The organism is Enterobacter quasimori, from assembly GCF_018597345.1.
Classification (GTDB): Bacteria; Pseudomonadota; Gammaproteobacteria; order Enterobacterales; family Enterobacteriaceae; genus Enterobacter; species Enterobacter mori.
Map to the genome: position 1 here is coordinate 419673 of NZ_JAHEVU010000002.1, position 22340 is coordinate 442012.

A 22340-nucleotide genomic window follows, 5' to 3' on the forward strand; every position below is an offset into this window, starting at 1 on the left:
TGCAGCAATGCCATCTTATACTTCAGATACCTATGGTGCTGCGGCATCGCAAAATAATGAAATTGATCTTCTGCAACTGCTTGCTGAGATATTCGATCGTCGGGTGATGATAGGCCTGGTGACACTTCTGTTTACGGTGTGCGCGGGACTCTATGCCTTTTCAGTCCCCCCTGTCTATCAGGCTGACGCCCTTGTGCAGATAGAAGCGAAGCAGGATAACGCATTGCTGAAAAGCTTAAGCCAGTTCGGCTCCGATCTTTCACCTGACGCTGCACCGGAAATCTTACTGATAAAATCGCGAATGATCCTCGGAAAGACCGTGGATGAACTGGGGCTGACGTACCGGGTAAAGCAGCGCCTTACCCCGTTCGTGGGGCACCTGTGGGCACGTTTTCGCCCCAGCAAACCTGGCCACTTGACCATCGGTGAACTTACCCTCCCCCGACTAGATGGCAAACCGCAAGAGCTTGTGCTGACGGTGCTGGAGCAGGGACGGTATCACCTTGAGGGGGAAAGTTTCGAGGCTGTGGGTACGGTCGGGAAAACGCTGCTTAAAGACGGCGTCTCTCTTCTGGTGACATCTCTTGGCGCTGCACCAGGGACGCAGTTCTCGCTCAAAACGATTACAAAGCTTGAAGCCATCAACGCGCTTCAGAAACTGCTCACCGTTGCGGAATCCGCGAAACAGAGCGGAATGATCGCGTTAACGCTGACGGGCGAGGATCCTGGCAAAATTGCCCAGGTGCTGAATACGATTGCGGAAAATTTCCTCAAGCAGAATATTGAGCGCCAGGAAGCCCAGGATTCCCGCAGCCTGATCTTTTTACAGCAGCAGTTACCGAAAATCAGTCACGAGCTGGATCAGGCCGAAGCGCGACTGAATATGTACCGCGAGCAGCGCGACTCCGTCGATTTATCTCTGGAGGCGAAGTCCGTTCTCGATCAGGTTGTTAATGTGGAAAATCAGCTCAACGAGTTGACGTTCCGCGAAGCGGAGATCTCTCAGCTTTTCAAAAAGGATCACCCAACCTATCGCGCATTACGCGAAAAGCGCCAAACCCTTGAGAAGCAGCGTGCCCGCCTGAACGATCGCGTATCAACCATGCCTTCCACACAGCAGGAAATTTTGCGGCTGAGCCGGGATGTTGAATCCGGGCGCGCCATTTACCTGCAGTTATTAACGCGTCAGCAAGAGCTCAATATCTCTCGCTCCAGCGCTATTGGAAACGTGCGGATCATTGACTCAGCGGTTACGCAACCTGAACCCATAAAACCACGTAAAGCACTCATTATGGTGCTTGGCACACTGTTGGGACTGATATTCTCCAGCGGCTGGGTATTGACTCTCGCTGCCTTTAAACGGGGGATAACCTCGTCTGAGCAACTGGAAGTGCAGGGGATGCCGGTCCTGGCGACGCTGCCGCGCTCGCTATGGCTCTGGAAAAAAACGCATCTGCGTAAAATGAGTTTCCTGGGTTCTCGCTGGACACACAAAACGTCGGATGTGCCCTTTCTGCCCATCGAAAGGCCAGCAGATATTTTTATCGAAGCGATGCGCGGGCTGCGTACCAGTCTGCACTTCACCATGATGGACGTCACGAATCAGATTGTCGTCATTACTGGCCCAACACAGGACTGCGGCAAAACGCTGGTCAGTACCGTACTGGCCGCGCTGGCTTCTCAGGCCGGGCAGCGGGTGCTCTTTATTGACGCGGATATGCGTAAGGGCTACGTGCATAACATCTGTAAGCTGAACAACCGTTGCGGATTGTCCTCAGTGCTGGAGGGCGATGTGAAATGGCAGGATGCGCTCCAGCGCTTTGAGAAAGGCGGATTTGATGTTTTAACCTGCGGTCCACAGCCTTCACTTCCTGTGGAGTTGCTTATGGGGCAACGCTTCCAGAATGCCATCTCGCAGATGAACGAACATTATGACATCGTGATTATTGACACCCCACCAGTGCTTGCCGTGACGGATGCCTTACTGATTGCCAAAGTGGCGGCGACAACCTTACTGGTTGCACGCTTTGGTAAAACCAGCGTCAAAGAGATTGAGCGCAGTCTGAAGCGTCTACAGCAAATGGGTGTGCAAGTGAATGGCGCTATTCTTAATGATATCGTGAAGTCCGCCTCGCTCTATTACAACTCGGGGTACAGCCATTACGACTACGGCTATACCCCGAAGGAAAAACGGCGTGAGGGTTAGTGCTTCACCAGCGTAGCAAAGTAGTAGACCAGGGGGATGGCGAGGATCCACAGACCAACGGGGATTTCGCGCCATTTCCCGGCAATCGCTTTGATCACGATGTAAAACAGCAATCCGCCAGCAATTCCCGTTCCGAAGCTGTTGGCAATCAGCGTTATCATGACCATCATCAGCACCGGCAGGCCGTCGGTGAAGTTCGCCAGATCAACCTTACGTAAGCCGCTAAACATATTCAGTCCAATGAGGATCAGCGCAGGTGCGGTGGCTTCTTTTGGGATCATCAGTGCCACAGGCGTAAACAGCAGCATCAGCAGGAACATCACTGCCGCAGCCAGTGCCGTCATGCCCGTTTTACCGCCCGCTTCAGCAGCAGCCGAAGATTCGATCAGCGCCGTTGCGGCAGGAATACCGACCCACGGACCTATCGCAGCGGCAATAGAGTCCACCATAAACGGACGGTTGATATGCGGCATGTTGCCTTCGTCATCCAGTAATCCCGCCTCACCGCCAACGGCCAGCGTGGTGCCCATGGTGGAGAAAAATTCCGACGCAAAGAAGACAAACAGGAAGGGCAGGAAAGCAATGTTCAGCGCCCCGAGCATATCAATGTGGCCAATAACCGGGGCCAGAGAATGCGGCATATCAATAAACTGACCAGGCAGTTTTGTCACCCCCAGCGGAATACCGACCAGGGTGGCGAACAGAATGGCCCACAGTATTGCCCCTGGAATGCGGCGCGCCTGTAACGCGATGGCCAGGAAGAGACCTGCTAACGCGACCAGCGCCGCCGGTGACAGAAAATCCCCCAGCATCAGGGCATTCGTTTTCGCGTTTGCCAACACCAGTCCGGCGTTACGAAAGCCGAGCACGGCAACAAACAGGCCGATGGAGGCCGTTAACCCCAGCTTGATGGACTGCGGGACCGAACGGGTGACGACTTCACGCAGCCCAAAGCGGGTCAGCAGGAAGAATAAAATCCCGGACCAGCAGGCGATGCCGAGACCAATTTGCCAGCCAATACCTTCGCTGCCCGCAAGCGTGACGCCGACCAGGACTGAACCGCCAATGCCTGGCCCGACGATAAAGGGCAGGTTGGCATAGAACGCCATCAGCAGCGTTCCGGCAACGAAGACCAGAATGGTGCCCGTTGTTGCCGCGCCTTTATCCATTCCTCCGACCGCCAGCAGCCCCGGGATCACCACCAGCAGGTAGGCGGCGGCGAGAAAACCGGTGATGCCAGCCAGGCACTCGGTGCGTACGGTACTGCCACGCGCATGCAGTGCAAAACGGCGTTCAAGCCAGCTCCCTGGTGCTGGCGAATTAACGGTGTTGTCGGCCATTATCCGGCTCTCCTTCGGCATTATTGTGTGTTGTCCGGGGTTTCCCGGTAAGAAATTAACGGATCGACAATCTGGCGCGTGGTGCCATCGGTCAGTCCAAGATCGGTCAAATGCGGGCCGGCGTTGCAGGCAAGACAGGTGCCCTCTATGGCTTTAAAGACCCGATACGGCGGTTCCCAGTCGGCTATCAAATTGCTGCGCTCGCGCAGTTCCCTGAACTGGCGAGCCAGCTCATCAGGCGGCAGTTCCGAAAGCATCCCCGCAATCGGCATGGTGACGTGGGCGATGACGTCGCCATTCTGTGCCAGCGCCATCCCGCCGCCGCTCTGGATAAGCGTGTTGGCAGCCAGCGCCATGTCGTGCGGATCGCGGCCCAGCACCACCAGATTGTGAGAGTCGTGAGAATAGCTGGTGGCAATTGCCCCACGCAGTTCACCCCAGCCTTTGAGCAGGGCGAGTTGCGGTTTCGCCGCATGGCGCGCGTGGCGATGCTGAACCCAGATCAGGCTAAAGCCATCCGGGATCGCCACTACGCCGTGACGTACCTTCGCGTCAACTTCACCCCACTGCGTGAAGCGTGCGCCGCTGATATGGCGCAGGCGCGCCACGCCGTGTTTCGCGTTGTCGATTTTCATACGGAAATCATCGTCAGCCAGAGTAGACAGCCGCACGGTATCACGCGGTAGGGGCAATATCGTATCAACGATGGGTTCAACCATTGCCCCGTCGCGCGCAATCAGCTTACCGGCGACGTACACCTGACGAGCCGTGAGCTTTTCAAGCGAGTCAAACGCCACCAGATCCGCGCGACGCCCGGCGGCAATCAGCCCCAGATCGTTACGCTGCAGGCGAATAGCGGCGTTCAGCGTGGCGAAACGCAGCGCGTGCGTTGCCGGTAATCCGTGGTCAATCAGCAGGTTCAGCAGCGCAACGATCCCGCCTTTTTCCATCAGCATGTCGGGCGGGACATCGTCGGTGCAGACCGTGATTTGTGAAGAAAGGTGGGGCAGGGATTTCAGTGCGCTTACGATATCGGGCAGCAGATAGGGATGCGAGCCGCGGATCTCCAGCGTCAGCCCGGCGCGCAGCTTTTCCAGCGCGTCGTCTGCGGAGGTCAGCTCGTGATCGGAGGTCACGCCTGCGGCCAGATAAGCCTGTAAATCCGCACCGTGAAGCCCGCGCGCGTGGCCTTCAATCAGCTTTCCGCTGTCCAGACCGGCCTGCATAATTTCCAGCATGCGTTGGCTGCCGTTAAGCACGCCGTGCATATCCATCACTTCCGCCACGCCGCGCACTTCCGGCCAGCCGAGCAGGGTATCCATCTCTTTCCCGGCGAAATCTGCGCCAGACATCTCCAGCCCTGGCGTCGACGGTACGCTTGATGGCGCAGCGACCATCACCTGCAGCGGCAGGTTGCGGCTGGCCTCAATGGCAAAACGTACGCCTGCAATGCCCAGCACGTTTGCCAGCTCATGCGGATCCCAGAATACGGCGGTGGTGCCCTGTGCCAGCACGATCTCTGCATAGCGAGCAGGAAGCAGGTGCGAACTCTCCAGATGCACATGCGTATCGATCAGTCCCGGAGAGAGGTACCGGTTGTTCAGATCGTGCGTCTCACCCGCATCGCTGCGGCTGCCGCGCGGATGAACGCTGGCGATAAGACCGCCCACGATGCCGACATCGGCGTCGCGGATCTCGCCCGTGGCCATATCAACAATGCGGGTGTGTGTAAGCAGCAGGTCGAACGGCATTTCACCGCGTGCAGCCTGGACGGCACGGCGTCGGGTTTCGGCACTCATGTAATTAACGGTTCCAGCATGAAAATAATGACGTTACTCTATGCACGCGGCAAACGTTTGCCCAGCTGATAAAATTTATCACCCGATAACCCCGGCTTATTCTGCGACGCGTGTAAACGATAATGACGATGGAACCCTGGCAGCGCCTGCCCGCGCTCTCGCTGCGACAGCTACAGTATTTTGTCACCCTGGCGCAGCTGCGTCATTTCACCGACACCGCCAGCAAGCTGGCGATCAGCCAGCCTGCGCTCAGCAGCGCATTGCGGCAAATCGAAACGGTGCTCGGCGGCAAGCTGGTGAACCGTACCGCCTCTGCGGTGACGCTGACGGAGCTGGGCAACGCCATCCTGCCGCACGCGCAGCGGGTGCTTAGCGTGGCTCAGCTTGCCTTCGAAGATATGCAGCAGATTGTGCAGGCCGGCGGTGACGGCACGGTGCGCATCGGGCTGGTACCATCCGTCAGCTCGCTCTTGTTCCCGCAGTTGCCCCAAACGCTGGCGCAGGCTTTTCCGCGTCTCAAGGTAGAGTTTCACGATCAAACCAATGATGCGCTGGTGGTACAGCTGCTGAAAGGGCAGATTGATTTTGGCATAGGCGCGCTGGACAGCTCTGTGCCGGAACAGCTGTCCGTCTTCCCGCTGCAGGAGGATCCTTTTGTTGCGGTGATCCATTGTGACGATCCGCTGGCGGCGTCGGCGCATTTACCCTGGAAGCAGCTTGTGGGCCGAGATCTCGCCGTGTTTTCAAAAGGTAACATCCAACGCCTGGTCGGCGCGCTCGCTGAAAGCCATCGTTTGTCGTTGCAGACACGTTATCAGGTGGATTATATCGAAACGCTGTACGGTCTGGTACGTTCCCGGCTGGCCGTGGCGATACTGCCGCAACTCTACACCACGCATCTTCAGGATCCGCAGCTTAAGGTGGTTCATCTTCAGCAACCGGCACTTGCCCGAACGGTGGCATTGATGCGTGCGCCACAGCCGTTACCGACGCTTATCGAATCGTGCTTTACGCTAATGGTTGAAACCTTGAGGACACACTGAGGGGATAGGGCAGGGGAAATACCCTCTCCCGAACGGGAGAGGGATAAGCATTACTTAGCCAGAACTTTCTGTGCGGTACGCTCAACCAGAGACAGCAGGATTTTGATATCTTCCAGCGTCACGGTTGGGTTCAGCAGCGTCAGCTTCAGGCAGGTCACGCCGTTATGCTCGGTCACACCGACGTTTGCACGGCCGGATTCCAGCAGCGCGTCACCAATTTTCTGGTTCAGCAGGGCGATACCCGCTTCATCCGTCTGCACCTGTCCGCGGAAGCGGAACAGAACGCTTGCCAGCTGCGGCTGCATAACCAGCTCCAGCGCAGGCTGCGCTTTCACGTAGGCCGCAACCTGCTGTGCCAGGGTCACGCCGTGATCGATGATCGCCGCGTATTGCTCCTGACCCAGCGCTTCCAGGCTCATCCACAGCTTCAGCGCGTCGAAACGACGGGTGGTCTGCAGAGATTTGGAAACCAGGTTAGGCACGCCGGCTTCTTCGTCGAACTCAGAGTTCAGGTAAGCCGCCTGGTAGCGCATCAGCTCATAGTGACGTGCTTCTTTCAGCAGGAACGCGCCGCAGCTGATGGTCTGGAAGAACTGCTTGTGGAAGTCCAGGGTGACGGAATCCACCAGCTCGATGCCGTCCAGGTAGTGACGATACTGCTCAGACATCAGCAGCGCGCCGCCCCAGGCCGCATCAACGTGTACCCAGATGTTCTGCTTCGCGGCCAGCTCAGCAATCGCACGCAGCGGGTCGATAGCACCGGCATCGGTGGTACCTGCCGTCGCGACGATGGCCAGAATCTGCTCGCCGTTCGCATTGCACTGTTCGATTTTCGCCGCCAGATCGGTCAGATCCATGCGGGAGAACTCATCCGTTTTCACCTGCACCACGGACTGGTAGCCCAGGCCCATCAGCGCCATGTTTTTCTGCACGGAGAAGTGCGCGTTTTCGGAGCACAGCACGCGAATTTTGCGCAGATCGCCAACCAGACCGTCCTGCTGAACGGAGTGACCCTGACGCGCGAAGAACGCATCGCGCGCCAGCATCAGGCCCATCAGGTTGCTCTGGGTGCCGCCGCTGGTGAAAACACCTGCGTCGCCGGCCTGATAACCCACGCGGGTACGCAGCCACTCGATCAGTTTGATCTCAATGATGGTTGCGGACGGGCTTTGATCCCAGGAGTCCATACTCTGGTTAGTGGCGTTGATCAGCACTTCCGCCGCCTGGCTTACGACCAGGCTTGGGCAGTGCAGATGCGCCACACACTGCGGGTGATGAACGGACAAACTGTCTTTCAGGAAGAACTCCACGGCGCGTTCAATCGCCGCTTCGTTGCCCAGCCCTTTCGGGTTGAAATCCAGCTTAATACGGTCGCGCAGTTCCGCGACCGTTTTGCCCTGGTACATCTCAGGCTGTTTCAGCCACTGCATCACAGCCTGAGTGCTTTGTTCAATCGCCTGCTGGTAAGCTTCAATGCTCTGCGCAGAGGAGAACAAAATTGGGTTTGAATCAGACATCGTAATCAACAACTCCGGTTACGCCGGGCGAACGCCCGCAGCAAGCAGTGCCTGCTCAAATTTATCCAGGAAGATTTTCAGCTCTTCGTCACTGATCAGCAGAGACGGCAGCAGACGCAGAACGATACCGTTACGGCCACCGCGCTCCAGAATCAGACCGGCTTCGAAGCACTTCTTCTGAATCAGTGCAGACAGCTCGCCGTCGCCAGGGAAGCAGCCCATGTGGTCAGCCGCTTCGTGTGGCTTAACGATCTCAATACCGATCATCATGCCCAGACCGCGAACGTGACCAATCACCGGGTAGCGCTTCGCCATCTCTTTCAGCTGGCCTTTCAGCCATTCGCCCTGTGCAGCCACTTTGCCAGCGATGTTCTGGTCTTTCAGGATTTTCAGCGTCGTCAGACCGGTGGCCATCGCCAGCTGGTTGCCGCGGAAGGTACCGGTGTGGTGACCTGGCGCCCATGCATCGAACTGCTTTTTGATGCCGAGCACGGCCAGCGGCAGACCGCCACCCACTGCTTTAGACATCACGATGATGTCTGGCTCAATGCCCGCGTGTTCGAAGGCGAAGAATTTACCGGTACGGGCAAAGCCAGCCTGAACTTCGTCGAGGATCAGCAGAATGCCGTGTTCCTGAGTCACTTTACGGATGCGCTGCAGCCACTCAGCCGGAGCCGGGTTCACGCCGCCTTCGCCCTGAACCGCTTCCAGGATCACCGCAGCAGGCTTACGCACGCCGCTTTCAACGTCGTTGATCAGGTTATCGAAGTAGTAGGTCAGCGCTTTCACGCCCGCTTCACCACCGATACCCAGCGGGCAGCGGTATTCGTGCGGGTAAGGCATGAACTGCACTTCCGGCATCATACCGTCAACCGCTTCTTTCGGTGACAGGTTGCCGGTCACGGACAGCGCGCCGTGGGTCATTCCGTGGTAACCACCAGAGAAGCTGATGATACCGCTACGACCGGTCACTTTTTTCGCCAGCTTCAGCGCCGCTTCAACGGCGTCAGCACCGGATGGACCGGTGAACTGCAGGCAGTACTCTTTGCCCTGACCAGGCAGCAGAGAGAGCAGGTATTCAGAAAACGCGTCTTTCAGAGGCGTCGTCAGATCCAGAGTATGTAACGGCAAGCCGCTGGTAATGACATTTTGGATGCTTTTCAGCACATCAGGATGGTTATGGCCAAGCGCAAGGGTCCCTGCGCCTGCTAAACAGTCAAGGTATTCTTTATTATCTGCATCGGTGATCCACACGCCTTCTGCTTTAGTGATGGCTAAAGGCAGTTTGCGCGGATAACTCCTGACGTTAGATTCAAACTCGGCCTGACGGGCCAGATAGGTTTCGTTGCTTTTGTGGGCATCTACGGTGTCAATACGGACTTTATCCGTCATCATATCACTCCTACAACCGCCGCTTCGTTATGAGCCACGATTGAATAAAAAGTTAAAAAACAGATGGGGGCCTGAAAAAAACGCCGCCAATATAGAGCCTTTTGCCACGGGGCTCAATGGTTAATTTGTTTACTGTTTTGTGACACGGGGCTGTGGGGAGAAAATATCCCCATTTTTAAAATGAAAATTGCATTTTATGCCAAATAAAAACAGCTCGTTACAGGCCGTTTGCCCGTTGTGTAAAGTCACAGAAAAGAGTGTGACAAATCGTGCCATCGAACGGCATAAAAGGAGGGGGACGCTCCCTGTTTCGGCGTCATGGGCAAAAAAGGTTGGTTACGTTGCGTGCGCAACGGAATCACGCGGTAAAAAGGGACTTTCTACGCGCGTGGTTTCCTGATGTTCTTCACCGTTAATAATATGCAGGGCGCTCAGGCGACCAATTTCATAGTGCGGCAGTTGAACCGTCGAGAGAGGGGGCAGGAACAGCTCCCCAATACCCACCATATTGTCATAGCCGATTACCGCGACATCTTCCGGTATGCGAAGCCCTTGCGCCAGCAGCGTCTGGTACACCATAAACGCGATACGATCGTTGCCGCAGATAACCGCGTCGAACCGGGGAATGCCATTCTGCATGTGCGCCAGCAATACTGACGGAATGTCACGATAGTGCTCATCGCCGAGCGCCATATAGCTGTGCTCCAGGCCGTCCGGATCGAGCCCCGCTTCACGGCATGCACGTTCCAGCCCCTGACGACGTCGGGTTGTGGCCAGATGCCCCTCAGGCAAATGCAGGCAGAGAGGGCGTCGGTAACCCTCCGCGAGTAACGCCCGCACGGCGGTATACTGCCCCTGTTCATCATCGGGAATATAGCTGGCGACCTTTTCGCCGTCGCTTTCGCAGTTAGCCAGCACGCAGGGAAGGGTGAGGAGTTTGGCCGGGAGAGGAACCTGACGTAACCCCATGGTGGTGTAGATAATTCCGTCAGGCCGATGCGAAAGGAGAAGGTCGACAATGGCGTCCGGGTTGTCATCGGTAAACATATTCATCACGAAGCTGTTCCAGCCGTGCATTCTGGCCGTCTCTTCAATCGACAGCGTGATCTCCACCGAGAAAGGCGTCGTCACCGTATCGAGCGCCAGTACGCCTATGGTTTTCGGCGAGGCATGCGCGCCGCGAATTTTCTTGGCGGACAGGTCTGGCACGTAGCTGGTCTGCTCGATAGCCAGCTGAACGCGCGCCAGCGTTTCCGGCTTAAGGCGCTCCGGGCTGTTCAGCGCGCGGGAAACCGTCATCAGCGATACGTTAGCCAGCTTTGCGACGTCCTTCAGGGAAGCCATTTTCTTACTCCGTTAATGCTCTGTGTGAAAGGGTATACAACTAAGTCGCTGATGTAAAAGGAAGGCTGATGCACATGCCAGGTCAGGCTTACCTCCGTGATGAATATTTGATCGCGATCTCATTCTCTTAATGTTAACGTTAACTTTCGTGATTAACATCTTAAATCTTCACCAAATAGCATGAGAAAGAAATTATGTTAACGTTACCATTGTGTCATTACTCCAATATGAGAATGTCATGATGAAAACGCATCGCTCTCACAGCTACCCTTTACTGAGCGCATTACTGTTTTTCTTTTTTGTCACCTGGTCATCTTCCGGCTCGCTACTCTCCATCTGGCTTCATCAGGAAGTGGGCCTAAAAGCGGGGGATACCGGCGTTATCTATGCCGTGCTTTCCGTCTCCGCGCTTTTTGCTCAAATCTGCTATGGATTCATTCAGGACAAGCTCGGCCTGCGAAAAAACCTGCTCTGGTTTCTGACCAGCCTGCTCATTCTTTCCGGTCCGGCCTTCCTGCTGTTTGGTTATCTGCTGCAGATTAACGTATTACTCGGCAGCATTTTCGGCGGGGTTTATATCGGGCTGACGTTTAACGGTGGAATAGGGGTTCTGGAGTCCTACACCGAGCGCGTGGCCCGCCAGAGCCAGTTCGAGTTCGGCAAGGCGAGGATGTGGGGATCGCTTGGCTGGGCGGCGGCAACCTTTTTTGCAGGGCTCCTTTTCAACATTAATCCGAAGCTGAACTTCGCGGTGGCGAGCTGCGCCGGGCTGGTGTTTTTTGTGTTGCTGGCGCGCCTCAGGGTCTCTTCCGCCCCGCACGCCATGCAGGAGGCGGTGTCCGGCGGTAAGGTTACGCTGGAGGATGCATTGCGCCTGCTGACGCTGCCGCGCTTCTGGGCGCTGGTGTTTTTCGTTATCGGCACCTGTATTTATGGCGTTTATGATCAGCAGTTCCCTGTCTATTTCTCGTCCCAGTTCCCGACGTTACAGGAAGGGAACGCCATGTACGGCTATCTCAACTCCTTCCAGGTTTTCCTGGAGGCGGCGGGCATGTTTTGCGCCCCGTGGCTGGTGAATCGTCTCGGGGCGAAAAACGGCCTGATTTTCGCCGGAATGGTGATGGCGATGCGTATGGTGGCATCGGGTCTGGTTGAGGGACCGGTATTGATCTCCATTACCAAGCTATTGCACGCGGTTGAGCTGCCCGTTTTGCTGGTCTCCATCTTTAAATACAACAGCCTGCATTTTGATAAGCGGCTCTCTTCCACCCTCTATCTGGTGGGCTTTGCCTGTACAAGCTCGGTGATTGCCTCGGTGCTGTCGCCGCTGGCCGGCTACAGCTATGAGAAGTACGGCTTTGCCCAGTCCTATCTCATCATGGGGCTGTTAGTTTTCAGCACCACGTTTATCTCCATCTTCCTGTTGCGCTCGGGTAAGTCCTCTTCTGACCCGCTCATGCCGCAACCTTCCACCATCTGATCAAAGAGTAGAGAAATGACGTATTCCATTACGAAAGCAGAACAGGAACTACAGTCCGGACGCGAAGGGCTTAACCTGCGCTGGTATCCCCGTTACCACCTCGCCGCGCGTGCCGGCTGGATGAATGACCCGAATGGCCTGGTCTGGTTTGACGGCTGGTATCACGCCTTTTATCAGCATCATCCGTATTCCACCCAGTGGGGGCCGATGCACTGGGGCCATGCGCGCAGCAAAGATTTAGTTCACTGGGAGCACCTCCCGGTTGCGCTGGCACCGGAAGGACCCGACGACAAGGACGGCTGTTTTTCTGGCTCAGCGGTGGTGGATGGCGACACGCTGGCGCTGATTTACACCGGCCACAAATTCCACGGCGATCCCGGCGATGAGGCTAATCTCTACCAGGTTCAGTGCCTGGCAACCAGCCGTGACGGCATCCACTTTGTGCGGCACGGGACCGTCATTGACACACCGCCTGGACTGCATCACTTCCGCGATCCGAAAGTATGGCGTGAAGGGGAGTGGTGGTACATGGTCGTTGGCGCACGAGAGGGCGATACGGGCCAGGTGCGTGCGTACCGGTCTGCCGATCTGCGCGAGTGGCAGGACAGGGGCGTGCTCGCGGTGGCTGAAAAAGAGATGGGCTATATGTGGGAATGCCCGGACTTTTTCACTCTTAATGGTAAACGCGTGCTGATGTTCTCTCCTCAGGGGCTGGCGGCGGACGGATTTAAAAACCGTAATCTTTTCCAGAGCGGCTACCTGCTGGGCGAGTGGCAGCCCGGTCATCCTTTCGTGCCTGAAGGGAAATTTGTGGAGATGGATCGCGGGCATGATTTCTACGCGCCGCAAAGCTTCCAGACGCCGGATGGTCGACGCATCGTCATCGGCTGGCTGGACATGTGGGAATCCCCGCTGCCGGAACAGGAGGATGGCTGGGCGGGCATGCTCTCCTTACCTCGCGAGCTGACGCTGAGTGCGGATAACCATCTGCAAATGCGGCCGGCCAGAGAAGTTGAAGCCCTGCGCAGGGCGTGGTTCCCCTGGCCGATAAGTACGCTTAATAACCAGCAGATGACGCTGGTGGAACACTGCGATGCGATGGAGGTCATTTTGCAATGGGATTGCGCGAACAGCAGCGCGGAGCAATACGGCATTCGTCTCGGCGACGGGCTACGCGTCTATGTTGATGCCCAGATGCAGCGCCTGGTGCTGGAGCGTCACTATCCGCAGTATGGTCTGTGCGGGACCCGAAGCGTCGCGCTTAACCTCAACGACGCGCTCAGCCTGCGCCTGTTCTTTGACTGCTCTTCCGTGGAAGTGTTTGTTAACGAGGGTGAGGCGTGCCTCAGCAGCCGCATTTATCCTGATGCAGACTGCCGCGAGCTGGCGTTATTTGCCTGGGCGGGGAGAGCGTCGCTTACTCATGGCGGGGCGTGGCAGCTGGAATAAATGTATATTTATTAACGAGCCAAAATAAAGCCCCATATGCATGGGGCTACGTAAATCTTACCAGACAGTACCGAAAACAGGGCAAACGTAAGGCATTATTTATTCCATTGTCATTTGGTTAAATTAAAATCAATTACGTTATTATCCTTTATTTTCAACGTAAGCGTATAACCTTGTTTTTTCCATACACCATTGTCAGGTTTCCAGTCTTTGGAAAGAAGATATTCAGCACCGTCAGAAATAGGTTTATCCACGACGCGATAAGCTTCTGCTTCTAACGCTAACCTGGCTTCTTGAGAGGAAATAGCTTCCTTGTTTTGCTCTTTGGTTTTATGAATATCGCAACCATGCCCATCCGTTACCTGAGTACATCCAGAACGCTCTAATTGCTCACGATAGTGCGCATTAATCGCATGAGCAGGAAGAGATGCAATAACCAGAACAGCCAATAACAGTTTTTTCATAATTCTAAATTCTGCCTTTCGTGTATCACCGCAACAAAAAAGATATCAGCAGCATCGTAGTAACAATGCACCGCCAAAATAATAGACCTATCCCTGTTTCCTGTTTAAGAAAAACATCAGAAGGAACAATTCCCTATATATAAACACTCCGTAGACAGGAACTTGCATAATCCATAGTAACGTCTGTTTAGCTGCTCTCGCAGCTATAAGCTATGTTTAATATGGTACGACTGTAAGTAATACCTATAAATACGCCAGTAGCTACTAAAGCTAACGATACTAAAGCAGAGCATATAATTAGTTTAATCATGGCTATCATCACTGTTTTATCCTAAGGAACCATTCTGATGGTTCTTTCTCAGGGAATTAAACTCCTTCACTATAAAAGTATCAATGAATCATGGTATATGTTAGCACTCCAGTATTGTTGGTTTAGTCTCATGTTTGATAAACAAACAAGATAAATTTAAAGCTGTTAATCACATAGTTAGTCAGGTTAACGGTTTTCAATTCGCCGTTAGATCCCTTAATGCAACAGCTTGTAGAAACATCTTTAAGGGGGACTTACATTGATTTCACTTGGGGGCTTTATTGTTTACTTAAAAGCCGATCCCGACGCCAACAGAAGCACCCATATCATTAGCGGTATCATCAGAGAAACTCACTTTAGCGATAACGTTGGAGTTAAAGTTAACCGATGCTCCTACAGCAAGTGCGCTTTCCCCTTGATACGTTGCTGCGCCAGCGCTAAACATCACTTTCTTATTGGTTTGCACTTGAGGCAAGCCCGCCATAGCCATCGCGCCACTAATACCCGCATTGGCTTGCTTCTTGTTATTATCCACTTCATCACGCAATGATTTGAATTGCTGGTTAGTGTTATTGTTCATTGCTTGCAACGTTTGTTTAGCAGCTTGTAGATCCTGAGCATTGGTTACCACTTGCTTTTGTGTTGCGGTGTCAACGTTCGTGATAATGCTCGTAACGCCATTCTTTCCATCTTTACCGTTAATCCCGTCTACACCGTTTTTACCATTAGCACCATCTTTACCGTTAATCCCGTCTATACCGTTTTTACCATCAACACCATTTTTACCATTGATCCCGTCTATACCGTTCTTACCATCAACACCATCTTTACCATCAGTACCTGCTACACCAGCAATACCTTGCGCCCCTGTATCACCTTTATCCCCGTCTTTACCGTCTACGCCATCTTTAGGCGTTGGGAGGTTAGCAAGTTGCTGTTTGGCTTGCCCTGCTAATAACCATGCGTCATGGGCTTGTTGTTGTACGCTATCAATCTGCCCTTGTTGCTTCTGAATTTGATTACCTAACAGTACATCACCATCAGCACGAGCCTGATCTACTGATTGAACGTAGTTGTTAACCTGGTCAAATTGACGTGTTGTGTCATTTTTCAGATTATTAATATCGTTACGATTTTGCATAATATCTTGTTGCTGATCATTATTGAAATCATGCGCTGCCTGAATTGCAATATCCTGATTAGAGTTTGCTTGATAGAGACTACCTACATCGTTAGACAACCCGTCAACTTGACCTTGTACATTCTGCGCCCATTCTGTAGAGCCGCTAGCATCAGTAGCAAAATCAGCAGCATGAGAAGCATCAGTAGAACCAGCGAAAACTGCACCAAACACGAAAACAGCCAGGATAGAACGTTTCATTTTATATCTCACTAATAAATAAGGATTAAGTTTATTATCAAAAGCTTTTGCAAGTGCTTAGCTTTCTCACTGATATGGAGATTAACCCTGCTATTAGTGTGTACCAAAATAGGTTAATTCTCGCGCAATTCTTTTTTAATAACGTGAATTAACTATCCAGTATTGCACATAAGTCAATGTTGATCTGGATCACGTAAAGCACGAAATGCAACAGTGGCTGGCTGTGTTGTGAGAAATATTTTTTCAATGTATACATTGACTTATTGTTGGTGAGGTTAAGGTTTGCTCAGTGTTTAAGCTATTGAAATAGATATAAATGTCTAAATTAAGTGTATGACTTAATGAAGGCTTTATATTTCAAATGAAATAAAAATATTTGCTTTTTAAAAGTCATTTTGAAGTGATTAAAAATTCTTATGTTCAAGCCAGATTTTTAGTGGCAATTGAAATGCTAATTATTTGATAATGCTTAGTGCTAAATATTGCTTTTTTGTAATGTTCATTAATATAGAGCCTGAAACTCTTGCAGAATCCTGGCGACAATATGACTTTCTCCGAGTTGATTAATACGCCGCGATGTTAGGAATGCCTAATAAGTGACATGGGGACATCCCAGTGAAGAATCGTCACCCGAAAGGGCGGGCTTGCTTGAGCAAGCAACTTCCCCTAATCTGGCAAAAAGTAAGCTAATGCTTACCAAATGACTCGGGGTGCCCTTCTTTGTGAAGGCTGAGAAATACCCGTATTACCTGATCTGGATAATGCCAGCGTAGGGAAGTCAGATGCCTTCCCGGTCATCGCTTCTTCACGCAAGGCAGGAGCGAAACCATGCAGCCTGACCTGCTCGATTTACACGTTTTACATCAGTTCCGAACCCGTTCCCCGCTCACGCACTGTATGACCAACGATGTTGTACAGACCTTCACGGCCAACGTGTTGCTGGCTCTCGGCGCATCGCCAGCGATGGTGATTGAGGCCGAAGAGGCCGAGCAGTTTGCTGAAATCGCCGACGCGCTGCTGATTAACGTTGGCACGCTGACCGCACCGCGCGCCCAGTCGATGCGTCGGGCGATTGAACGCGCGGTGGCGGCGGGTAAGCCCTGGACGCTCGACCCGGTTGCCGTTGGCGCGCTCGCGTACCGTACCCGTTTTTGCCAGCAGATCCTCGCGCTGAAACCAGCCGCGATCCGCGGCAATGCCTCTGAAATCCTTGCCCTTGCCGGGATGAGCGCGGGCGGGCGCGGCGTTGATACCACCGACACCGCAGCCAGCGCGGTGCCTGCCGCGCAGGCTTTGGCGCGTCAGACGAATGCAATTGTCGTAGTCACGGGAGAAGTGGATTACATCACCGATGGACAGCGCACGCGCACCGTAACGGGCGGTGACCCGCTGATGACGCGCGTGGTGGGCACCGGGTGCGCGCTTTCGGCCGTCGTCGCGGCGAGCTGCTCGCTGCCGGGCGACCGGCTGGATAACGTCACGGCCGCCTGCGGATGGATGAAGCGAGCCGGAACGGTGGCTATTGCGCAGTCTCGTGGCCCGGGCAGTTTTGCCAGCGCGTTCCTGGATGCGCTCTTCACGCTGGAGGAGCTGGCATGAAGCGGATTAACGCACTGACCATTGCCGGTACCGATCCCAGCGGCGGCGCGGGTATCCAGGCTGACCTGAAAACCTTCTCCGCCCTTGGTGCATACGGCTGTTCCGTCATTACCGCGCTGGTGGCGCAAAACACGCGCGGCGTGCAGTCGGTCTACCGTATCGACCCGGATTTTGTTGCCGCGCAGCTGGATTCAGTATTCAGTGATGTGCGCATCGATACCACCAAGATCGGCATGCTGGCCGAAACGGACATTGTGGAAGCGGTGGCCGAACGGCTTAAGCGTTATCAGGTGCAAAACGTGGTGCTGGATACCGTCATGCTGGCGAAAAGTGGCGACCCGCTGCTCTCCGCCTCTGCCGTGGAGACGCTGCGCACAAAGCTGCTGCCGCAGGTGGCGCTGATCACGCCCAATCTGCCGGAAGCCGCCGCGCTGTTGGGCACATCGCATGCGCAAACTGAACGCGAAATGAAAGCGCAGGGGAACGCGCTGCTGGCGATGGGCTGCGGCGCGGTGCTGATGAAGGGCGGTCATCTTGATGATGTCGAAAGCCCGGACTGGCTCTTTACCCGCGACGGCGAAATGCGTTTTACCGCGCCGCGCGTGCAGACCAAAAACACCCACGGCACGGGCTGCACCCTCTCAGCCGCGCTGGCTGCGCTGCGTCCACGGCATGACAGCTGGGCCGATACGGTGGGCGAAGCTAAAATCTGGCTCTCCGCGGCGCTGGCAAAAGCCGATTCTCTGGAAGTGGGTCACGGTATTGGACCGGTTCATCATTTTCATGCGTGGTGGTAACCCAGTATACTGGCAGAAAACACCACGCCTGAGAAAACAGAGATGGAACAAGCGCATACCCGGTTAATCACTCAACTGAATGAACGGATCGCCGCGCCGGACAACACGCCGCTGTACCTGAAATTTGCCGAAACGGTAAAAAATGCGGTGCGCAGCGGCATGCTGGAGCACGGGAATATTTTGCCCGGCGAGCGCGATCTGAGTCAGTTAACCGGCGTGTCGCGCATTACCGTGCGTAAGGCGATGCAGGCGCTGGAGGAAGAGGGCGTGGTCACGCGCTCCCGTGGCTATGGCACGCAAATCAATAACATCTTCGAGTATTCGCTGAAAGAGGCGCGCGGGTTCTCTCAACAGGTGGTCCTGCGCGGTCAAAAACCCAATACGCTGTGGGTCAACAAGCGGGTGGTGAAGTGTCCCGAAGAGGTGGCGAACCATCTTTCAATTCCCCCCGAGAGCGAGGTTTTCCTGCTCAAGCGTATTCGCTACGTTGACGATGACGCCGTCTCGATTGAGGAGTCCTGGGTGCCGACGGGATTTATCCACGACCCCGATGCGATTGGCGTCTCGCTTTACGATTACTTCCGCAGCCAGAATATCTTCCCGCAGCGGACCCGTTCGCGCGTGAGCGCCCGTATGCCGGACAGCGAATTTCAGGCGCACATTAAGATGGACGAAAAAATACCGGTGCTGGTGATCAAGCAGGTTGCGCTTGACCAACAGCACCGGCCGATTGAGTACAGCATCAGCTACTGCCGCAGCGATCTATACGTCTTTGTGTGCGAGGAGTAATTCGTCGCGAGTCGGTGCGCAATCGCCGCCGCGGTGGCTGACCACCCAGGACGCCACGGCATTCCCCAGGAGAACCGCATCTGCCAGCGACCATCCCGCCGCCAGCCCGGCAAGCGTGCCGCCCGCGTGGCTGTCGCCTGCGCCAATGGTGTCCACTACCGTCGCCGGAAAAGCCGGCACAACGCCCGAGACGTCTCCGTCATACCACGCGGCACCGTCTTTATCATGGCGCACAATCAGCGCGGCACCGAAACGCTGCTGCCACTGCGTGCCGAGGGTTTCCACTTCAACTCCCAGTCTTTCTGCGGCAAGCTCCGCTTCCTGACGATTAAGCGACACAATGGGTCTGCAGGCCATAATCCGCGCCATCAGCGCATCGGGGATATCCGCGATGCGGGGACCGAAATCGATAAATGCCGTCACGTCCTGCAACCCCTCCAGCCAGCGTGTCAGCAGCTCGCCGCACGGCGAGGCCAGCTGATAGCCGGATAAATAGACCAGGCTGTATTGCGGAACGAGAAGCGCATCCAGCCAGCGCTGCTGCCACTGGTTCTCCACGCCGCTAAAGGACATAAAGGTGCGCTCGCCGTCTGGCTCCACCAGCGCCAGACACCAGCCGTTATCACCCGTATCGGCTTCCACCGCGCTGTGCAGATCCTGCTTCGCCATGGCGTTGCGAATAATATCCGCCCACACGCCGTGGCCGACGGGCAGGGCATTTTGCGCCGCAATGCCGAGCCGTTTCAGGGCGATGGCGATATTGAGCGCGCAGCCGCCGATATTGACGCCCTGCTGTTTAAGCTCGATATCGCACCCGCGCCAGGGCAGGGCGTAAGCGTCGGCGATGACGTCTATCACCGCCGCGCCCAGCACCGTCACCGGGCGCGTGGCGTGCAAGGTTTCAAGGCGCTGAGCCAAAGACGTCATATGCCCTCCCGTTGCTCCCGATAGTGGAGCAGTTTTTCGCAGTAGTGACCGAAATCGAGCTGGTTAACGGCGTCGAGTTCGGCCTTCAGCGTCGGGTCAATGGCCTGCACGCCGTGCAATGCGCCGCAGATTGCTGTGGCCATTGCGCCAATGGTGTCGGTATCGCCGCCCAGGTTGGCGCATAAAATGGCGCAGCGGTTTGGGTCGGTTCCCGCCAGTTCGACCATCGCAATGGCCGCCGGAACGGATTCGATGGTGCTGGTTCCGGCACCCACGAGCTGATACACCTGCTCGCTGGCGGACTCAATCCCGTTGGCTTCTCGTACGGTCTTAAGCGCCAGCTCAATACGCGCCGCCAGCGACGCGCTGAAGGTAGTAGTTTTCGCCTCCTGCGCATAGCGGGCGATCCCCGGCAGGGCATCAACGATGTTCTGCCAGCTTTCGCCGTCGACGGCGCGGGAAACCGCCCAGGCAATCACCACCGCGCCGGCAATGGCGAGATCGGATTTATGGGTCGGGCTGGAGGCCAGCGCCACCTGCTCAACAAAGTGTTCCAGACGCGTGGCCGGAAGCAGGCAGCCCAGCGGAGAGGCGCGCATCGCCGCCCCGTTGGTCACGCCGTTGTTTTCCAGCTCGCTCACCGGCTTGCCGTCGCGAATCGCGTTAAGCGCGATTTTGGAGGTGGGGCCGAGCACGTTCTTATTGAACGCGTCGAATCCGAGCGCCCATTTCAGGATATGCTTGCCGATAACGTCCGGGTTAATCTGCCCGTCGCACTCGATAATCGCATCCGCCAGACAGAGCGCCATCGAGGTATCGTCGGTGAACTCTGCCTGGTTGAAATAGCAGGCCGCGTTATTCTCCGCCGGGCCGGGTAAGAAACGATCTATCCAGCCGAAGTGCGTCTTGACGCGCTTTCTCGGCCACAGCTCCGACGGCATGCCCATCGCATCCCCTAACGCCTGCCCGTAAAGAGCACCGAGAACACGTTCTTGTTTCATTTAACTTCCCCTTGTGTCAGCGCGGCATCGCCATCAACCACCGCAATTGCAGCGATCTCTTTATCCGATTCGCGGAAAAACAGCATAAACAGCACGGCAATCACGGCAATCATGATTGCACCAAATGTCCACATTCCGGCCCAGTTGAAGGTCAGCCCGTTCACCGGCTCTTTGTAAGCGAACATTTTTTCCATCATCACGCCGCCCAGGCGGTAACCCAGCAGGCTACCAAAGCCCTGACAGCACAGCGTGATCAGACCCTGCGCCGCGGTGCGCATGTGCACCGGCGCTTTTTTGTCCACGTAGATATACGCGGTCACGTAATAGAAGTCGTAGCTTACGCCGTGCAGCAAAATGCCGAGGAACAGCAGGGCGTAGGTGAAGTACTGCTCCGCACCGCCGTAAACAAAGAAGCCGTAGCGGATGGCGGCGGTAATAAGCCCCAGCAGCAAGACCTTCTTAATACCAAAGCGTTTGGTAAAGAACGGCAGCGCCAGCATAAAGAAGATTTCAGAGAACTGGCCCAGCGTCATCCAGCCGGTGGCGTTTTTCATGCCGACTTCGGTGAGATAGCCGTTGGCGAAGATGTAGTAGAACGCCAGCGGCATGGCGAACAGGAACGAGCAGAAGAAGAACACCAGAAAGTTTCTGTCGCGCAGCAGGATCAGCGCGTCCAGCCCCAGCATCACCTTAAAGTCCAGCTTGCCGGTGCTCTTCGGCGGCGTGTTCGGCAGGAAGAGGGCAAACACGCCGAGCAGGGCGGAGCTGGCTGCCGTCATCAGCAGGGGAATATTGGTATCGGAAATATCGTTATAGCCCATCATCTGCGGCAGGAAGCCGCACGCCAGCCCGGAGGCGATCCAGCCGATAGTGCCCATCACGCGGATACGCGGGAAATCGGCCTCGACGTCGTCCACGTTCGCGAATGCAATGCTGTTGGTCAGCGCGATGGTGGGCATATAGGTCAGGGAGTAAACCAGCAGCAGCGGGAAGAAGGTGCTGAACTGGGTTTGCTGTGCGGCGAAGTACATCAGAATCGCGCCGGCAAACATCAGCACCGCCAGTACTTTCTGGGCGGCGAAGAAGCGGTCCGTCAGCGAGCCGACCAGAATTGGGGAGAGGATAGCGGCAATGGCGGTACAGGCGTAGGACCAGCCGATTTCCCCGGCGGTAAAACCGCTTTTGCTCAGCCACAGCCACAGCGGCACAAACCACGCGCCCCAGATAAACCATTCAACAAACATCATGAATGACAGTTGGACTTTCGTTTTCATTTTTTAATCCTGCATGTCAGAGAGGGTACGCCTTTAACATACCACTTAATAATACCTTTCAAATACCTTTGAGGTGAATGTTTGATCAGTGTAACAAAATTGTTGTATACGAAACGAGCCAGCAGATTGTGCTTAAAAAAGTTGCAGACGGTGGAAAATCTGTTAAGTCGGTACCAGGCTTAGTCTGCCTGCAAACTTGTGGGTTTGGATCACACGCTCCGACTCGAC

At 55.1% G+C, this 22340-nt stretch carries 17 protein-coding genes and 1 riboswitch; of the genes, 7 read left to right on the plus strand and 10 right to left on the minus strand.

Annotated elements, in window-relative coordinates:
• Positions 1-7: 7 nt before the first annotated feature.
• Positions 8-2206 (plus strand): polysaccharide biosynthesis tyrosine autokinase, encoded by a 2199-nt coding sequence (locus KK102_RS10355; protein ID WP_216357518.1) that lies wholly within the window; start codon positions 8-10, stop codon positions 2204-2206.
• On the opposite strand, the gene KK102_RS10360 is transcribed toward KK102_RS10355, so the two are convergent.
• Positions 2203-3546 carry an NCS2 family permease gene (locus KK102_RS10360; RefSeq protein WP_216357519.1) on the minus strand — a complete coding sequence of 448 codons (1344 nt, stop codon included), beginning with the start codon at positions 3544-3546 and terminating at the stop codon, positions 2203-2205. The two genes, KK102_RS10355 and KK102_RS10360, sit on opposite strands and share 4 nt — an antisense overlap.
• Before the next feature lie 20 nt (positions 3547-3566).
• Positions 3567-5345, minus strand: a complete 1779-nt coding sequence (locus tag KK102_RS10365; RefSeq protein WP_216357520.1) for an adenine deaminase — start codon at positions 5343-5345, stop codon at positions 3567-3569.
• 122 nt (positions 5346-5467) lie between these two features.
• On the opposite strand from KK102_RS10365, the gene KK102_RS10370 reads away from it, so the two are divergent.
• Entirely contained in the window at positions 5468-6388 is a 921-nt protein-coding gene (locus KK102_RS10370) for a LysR family transcriptional regulator (RefSeq protein WP_216357521.1), read from the plus strand.
• A gap of 50 nt (positions 6389-6438) precedes the next feature.
• Here KK102_RS10370 and KK102_RS10375 read toward each other — a convergent pair whose 3' ends face one another.
• The 3 genes from KK102_RS10375 to KK102_RS10385 form a co-directional block, all read right to left on the minus strand.
• A complete protein-coding gene (locus tag KK102_RS10375) occupies positions 6439-7905 on the minus strand; it encodes a pyridoxal phosphate-dependent decarboxylase family protein (protein WP_216357522.1) in 1467 nt (488 codons plus the stop codon).
• Between the two features lie 18 nt (positions 7906-7923).
• Positions 7924-9300, minus strand: a complete 1377-nt coding sequence (locus KK102_RS10380; protein WP_014884533.1) for a diaminobutyrate--2-oxoglutarate transaminase — start codon at positions 9298-9300, stop codon at positions 7924-7926.
• A gap of 333 nt (positions 9301-9633) precedes the next feature.
• Positions 9634-10641: a LacI family DNA-binding transcriptional regulator gene (locus KK102_RS10385; protein ID WP_216357523.1), complete on the minus strand. Its 1008-nt coding sequence runs from the start codon at positions 10639-10641 to the stop codon at positions 9634-9636.
• A 238-nt stretch (positions 10642-10879) separates the two neighbouring features.
• On the opposite strand from KK102_RS10385, the gene KK102_RS10390 reads away from it, so the two are divergent.
• Both KK102_RS10390 and KK102_RS10395 read left to right on the plus strand, forming a co-directional pair.
• Positions 10880-12121 carry an MFS transporter gene (locus KK102_RS10390; RefSeq protein ID WP_216357524.1) on the plus strand — a complete coding sequence of 414 codons (1242 nt, stop codon included), beginning with the start codon at positions 10880-10882 and terminating at the stop codon, positions 12119-12121.
• Between the two features lie 15 nt (positions 12122-12136).
• Entirely contained in the window at positions 12137-13570 is a 1434-nt protein-coding gene (locus KK102_RS10395; protein WP_126544455.1) for a glycoside hydrolase family 32 protein, read from the plus strand.
• A gap of 110 nt (positions 13571-13680) precedes the next feature.
• On the opposite strand, the gene KK102_RS10400 is transcribed toward KK102_RS10395, so the two are convergent.
• Both KK102_RS10400 and KK102_RS22215 read right to left on the minus strand, forming a co-directional pair.
• Positions 13681-14034, minus strand: coding sequence for a hypothetical protein (locus KK102_RS10400; protein WP_216357688.1), 354 nt, complete (start codon positions 14032-14034; stop codon positions 13681-13683).
• A gap of 599 nt (positions 14035-14633) precedes the next feature.
• Positions 14634-15725: a YadA C-terminal domain-containing protein gene (locus KK102_RS22215; RefSeq protein WP_244992452.1), complete on the minus strand. Its 1092-nt coding sequence runs from the start codon at positions 15723-15725 to the stop codon at positions 14634-14636.
• A 696-nt stretch (positions 15726-16421) separates the two neighbouring features.
• Positions 16422-16518, plus strand: a riboswitch (TPP riboswitch).
• 35 nt (positions 16519-16553) lie between these two features.
• Between KK102_RS22215 and thiM the strand changes: the two genes are divergently transcribed.
• Genes thiM through KK102_RS10420 form a run of 3 tightly spaced genes read left to right on the plus strand, consistent with a single transcriptional unit; the run spans position 16554 to position 18910 of the window.
• Positions 16554-17324, plus strand: coding sequence for a hydroxyethylthiazole kinase (thiM, locus tag KK102_RS10410; RefSeq protein ID WP_126544458.1), 771 nt, complete (start codon positions 16554-16556; stop codon positions 17322-17324).
• Complete coding sequence (thiD, locus tag KK102_RS10415) at positions 17321-18121, plus strand: bifunctional hydroxymethylpyrimidine kinase/phosphomethylpyrimidine kinase (protein WP_126544459.1); 801 nt, start codon at positions 17321-17323, stop codon at positions 18119-18121. The genes thiM and thiD overlap by 4 nt, the downstream gene beginning before the upstream one ends.
• 42 nt (positions 18122-18163) lie before the next feature.
• A complete protein-coding gene (locus tag KK102_RS10420; RefSeq protein WP_042718846.1) occupies positions 18164-18910 on the plus strand; it encodes a GntR family transcriptional regulator in 747 nt (248 codons plus the stop codon).
• Here the strand turns inward: KK102_RS10420 and KK102_RS10425 are convergent.
• The 3 genes from KK102_RS10425 to KK102_RS10435 are packed head-to-tail and all read right to left on the minus strand — an operon-like array spanning position 18884 to position 22112.
• On the minus strand, positions 18884-19837 hold the full coding sequence (locus KK102_RS10425; protein WP_216357525.1) for a PfkB family carbohydrate kinase: 954 nt from the start codon (positions 19835-19837) through the stop codon (positions 18884-18886). The genes KK102_RS10420 and KK102_RS10425 overlap by 27 nt on opposite strands.
• Entirely contained in the window at positions 19834-20838 is a 1005-nt protein-coding gene (locus KK102_RS10430) for an ADP-ribosylglycohydrolase family protein (protein WP_216357526.1), read from the minus strand. Before KK102_RS10430 ends, KK102_RS10425 begins: the two co-directional genes overlap by 4 nt.
• Positions 20835-22112 carry a nucleoside permease gene (locus KK102_RS10435; protein WP_216357527.1) on the minus strand — a complete coding sequence of 426 codons (1278 nt, stop codon included), beginning with the start codon at positions 22110-22112 and terminating at the stop codon, positions 20835-20837. The genes KK102_RS10430 and KK102_RS10435 overlap by 4 nt, the downstream gene beginning before the upstream one ends.
• Positions 22113-22340: the final 228 nt, after the last annotated feature.